Origin of the sequence: Pseudochrobactrum sp. AO18b (genome assembly GCF_000409565.1) — a bacterium.
Taxonomy (GTDB): Bacteria; Pseudomonadota; Alphaproteobacteria; order Rhizobiales; family Rhizobiaceae; genus Pseudochrobactrum; species Pseudochrobactrum saccharolyticum.
Genome location: NZ_ANNO01000097.1, coordinates 1 through 765 on the forward strand (window position 1 = coordinate 1; position 765 = coordinate 765).

Below are 765 nucleotides of genomic sequence, written 5' to 3' on the forward strand. Positions count from 1 at the left end.
CATGGTCAGAACCTCGAACTCAAAACCTTCGGCAGTGAATTTTTCACCACCTGTCGGAATATGTCCGAGATGCCAGAGAACAAAACCGGCCAGTGTCGTATAGCGGTCATCTTCATCCACAAGATCACGATCCAGAATACCGCTCAGACGGCGGATATCTGTAAAGCCATCGACAATCCAGATACCATCTTCAACGGTCTCGACACTCGGAGCATCGCCGTCTTCATCCGGAAACTCACCGGCAATGGCTTCAAGAATATCCGTTGGCGTTGCAACACCTTCGAAAGAACCATGTTCATCGACGATAACCGCCATCTGCACCGGAGAACCGCGCAACTGCTCCATAACCCGCAGCACATTGCTGTGTTCATGAACAACCAGCGGCTGTTTCATGGCACTCTGCCAGTCAATCGGTGCGGAATCCGCCAGATAAAGCAGCAAGTCTTTTGTCAGCGCCACGCCGACAAATTCATCGACCTGTCCACGGGCAAGAATGACACGTGAATGGGCAAACTGGCGCAATTCATTGCGAAGCTCTTCTTCACTCGCATCCAGATCCAGCCACTCCACCTCATTACGCGGCGTCATGATGGAGCGCACCGGACGATCAGCCAGATCCAGCACGCCGCGGATCATTTCCTTCTCTTCCGGACGGAACACATCTGCCGCAGCAGTATGTTCCGCAATCACGTCAACAGTTTCCGACAGAGCATTGTCGCTGCCGCGACCACCGCCAAGAAGGCGCAACACGGCACCGGCAGTGCG

The 765-nt window shown here is 54.1% G+C and carries 1 protein-coding gene; it reads right to left on the minus strand.

Annotated features, from left to right (window positions below):
* On the minus strand, positions 1-765 hold a 765-nt coding region (locus tag A918_RS0104345; protein ID WP_022709869.1), incomplete at both ends, for a hemolysin family protein.